At 58.9% G+C, this 3,204-nt stretch carries 1 protein-coding gene; it reads right to left on the minus strand.

The features are described 5' to 3' along the window. Positions 1-143: 143 nt before the first annotated feature. Positions 144-3,059 carry a Tn3-like element IS1071 family transposase gene (locus AAHB17_RS24310; RefSeq protein ID WP_003049965.1) on the minus strand — a complete coding sequence of 972 codons (2,916 nt, stop codon included), beginning with the start codon at positions 3,057-3,059 and terminating at the stop codon, positions 144-146. Positions 3,060-3,204: the final 145 nt, after the last annotated feature.

A 3,204-nucleotide genomic window follows, 5' to 3' on the forward strand; every position in this document is an offset into this window, starting at 1 on the left:
GGGGTCTCCTCGTTTTCAGTGCAATAAGTGACGGTACGAAAAGCTAGCACTGGCGCGGAGGTGGTGTTGGTAGATCGTTGATTTCATTGACTTTCCTGTTCACTTTCAAATCTGCGATTCGTGGCGTCAAACCGTGGTCGGTTTCATCCATTGGTGCCAGTTATCGATGCATTTGGCCGCGAAGGCAGGATTTGGTCAGCATAGCGGTCAACCGGGAAGCGAAACACACCCCGCAAGTTGATGCTCTCCAGCCTGGTGGGCGCAATCTTCCCGATCAGTTCCGGTGGAATGACCTGGCGGCGGTTCGACCAGCGATCCAGGACCGCCTGCATCTGTGAGGTATTCCACGCCATCACGATGTTGGCCATCAGGCTCAACGCATCGGCCACAGCCTGCATTTCATCGACACGTTTGGCCTGCGCCGGGCTGATCCGGCCGGTATAAATGGCGCGCTTGAGGGCGTTAACAGCCTCGCCCCGATTGAGCACCCGGCGCAACTCGTTCCTGAAAGCGTCCTTGACAAAGTAGTCAGCCAAAAACGCCGTACGCAGCAACCGCCCCAATTGCACGCCAGCCTCATAGATTGGATCGCCCTGGGCGGCAGAACCGAACCGCGCAAGAGCTGCCACCGCACTGGCATGTCCGCTCATGACCGAGGCTGCCAGGTGCACCAGACTATCCCAATGCTTTTCGATCAAAGCGACGTCGACATTGGCTTCGCACACCGCAGCGATTTCTGCGGGCACTTTGGTGCCGCGTGGCACAAAGAGGTGGCGCTGTTTGAGTTCCTTCAACCGCGGGCAAAGATCAAAACCAAGCAAACGGGCATGTGACATGGCAAAGTCGGTGTAGCCATGGGTATCCACAGCAAGCTGGCTGGTCTCCAGCTTTTCTTGGCGGATGACACCTTCAATGGCCACGCCCGCCTGGCGCTCATTGAGCACAAAGGGCTGCGCATGGAAGATGCCCCACCGGTCTTTTACATGGGAGTAGATTCCAATGGAAGGTGTGTTGCGCCGAGGATCAAGCCGGGCTTGCCACACCCGTTTGGTGGTCTCCATGCTCATCATGTCAGAAGATGCCAAATCGGACCGCCCCCAGGTGGCGGCAATCGGGTGTCGCTGCATGAATTCCAGCACAGCCTGGCAGGCCTGGCTCAGACGCCGTTCGTCCCGCGCCCAGCGCATGGCCTGGCGAATGCTGGTGGCAGACAATTGCGGAATCATGCGCGCGCATTCGACCGCAGTCAGACTGGTGCCGTGGGCCATGATGCCGGCATAGACCATCAGCAGCTCGTCGGTAGAGCGCGGCTCACGTCCGAGCATGATCCAGCTAAAGCGCACCTGGGCGTCAACGGCCAGAATCACTTCCGGCAATTGAACCTCACCGATGCGGTGATCCAAAGCCGCGCGCAGCTTGGTCACTTCTGGGTCTTCGTCCTCTGCGGGCAATGGCGACAAATGGAGTTCATCATCCACGCGCAGTACGCCACTGCGGGCTGCAGCGGCCACCGCATCGACACCGGCAGTTACTCTGGCCAGCAAAGGCTTCAAGAAAGTGGCAGCCTTGCTGGGTAACGATAGACGGGCATAGTGTTTCTTGGACTCTGCCTGCCAACGCTCGTCCGTGAAGAACAAGCGCGCACGACCCCGAAAGCTCAGGCTGTGCTCAATCCAGACCGAGCCATTGCGCACCGCGCGGCGCAGGGCAAACAGGGTGGCCACCTCCAACGCCTGAAACGCCCGTTCCCGGTCTGGGCTGGAGATCGAAACCTGCCAGATCATTCCCAGACTTGGTGCCACCACTTCAACTGGCAGCTTTCTGGATCCTTTGAGATATAAAGCTTGCAGCTTGGCAAGGTACTCGATGGCAGGATGCTCGCCGGTGGCCTGCCAGGGCAGCTTTGCAATGGCGACGAGCAACGACCGCACGGGGCGAATTCCATCAATCAATCCCTCGCGGACCAGGGAGGCCCTGCTCGGTGGTTTGCGTTTCTGGGTTTCGGTGATCAAGGCTTCAAGACGGGCACGCAACTCAGCATCTGGCACCGCACCTTGCGCGCTCAAGGCAACAAGTTCGCCGAGCAGCGTTTTGTACATTGCGGCCCAATTGACGGTAGCGGGGACATCGGCGGCAGCCTGACGCCACAGATCGGCGATCCGGCGCTGCACCATAAGGATCAACTGGTCTGTGGTTGTGAACAGGCAATACCGAAGAAAGCATGCGACCTCCACGGTGCGCGCTGGCTCTTTGATCTTGGCTCCGGCTGAGGGCGGCCTGGAGACAAGTCGGCGCGCGTAGCGGCGCAAGATGAGATCGGGGATGTCTGCCAGGTGCTTATGAACGTCCAGCGTGTAAAGCAGGTCGATGCGCTCCAGTACCTCGCTGATTTGGCGGGTTGAGTGTTTCGCCGGTGCAGCCCATAGCCAACTCTGCTGGGTTTGTCCATCTGGGCGCAGCTCTGAAACTGAGGCTCGCCAGCGATCAAGTGTTGCTGGATCAACGCTGGCGGCGATGGCGGTGCCTGTTTCAACTTCAAGCTGGGCAAGTGCCGCCGCAATCAGTGTCCGAATTGCCCGCTCGTGCACGATCACCAGCTTGTTCTTGTACAGCCATTGACGCGCCCGCACGAGTAGCTGATCGCGGTCGGCGCAGCGCGCCACTTCGTCGCGCAGTTCACGTACCAGTGAGCGGCGCTGGTGCTCGCTCATCCACTGGAATCCAAGGACCGTGCAGGCTACTTGTTGGTGATCGAATAGCGTGCGCCCGCGTTCATACATGGCTCTCAGCGAGGCGACTTCTGGTGCTGCAATGCCAAGCTCGTTGCCAAGGTGGCGCCACAAGGCTACTGGAATTACCCGAAAGGCACCGAGCAAACGCCCACTCATGCGCAGGAAACCAATATGGAGCGCCAGACCAAGCTTGTGGGAATCACCTCGGCGTGCATTGATTGCGTCGCGCTCGGCACCATCGAAGGTGAAAAATGCCTTCATCTCGAAGTCGCTGATATCGCGGGGGAGCCCACGCATCCCCAAAAACGTTGTGTGCCAACCCTGCATCGTGAACCTCAAAAGTGGGAGGCCACCATACCCGTTTACAAAGCGAACAGGAAAGTCAATGAAATCAACGGTCTACCCAGACCACCCCCGCGCCAGTGCTAGCTTTGCGTACCGTCACTTATTGCACTGAAAACGAGGAGACCCC

Source organism: Hydrogenophaga sp. OTU3427 (assembly GCF_038440225.1).
Classification (GTDB): Bacteria; Pseudomonadota; Gammaproteobacteria; order Burkholderiales; family Burkholderiaceae_C; genus Hydrogenophaga.

What these genes read in the sequence shown, in the direction of transcription:
- AAHB17_RS24310 (WP_003049965.1), bottom strand. Translation starts at nt 3,059, where the DNA reads ATGCAGGGTTGGCACACAACGTTTTTGGGGATGCGTGGGCTCCCCCGC.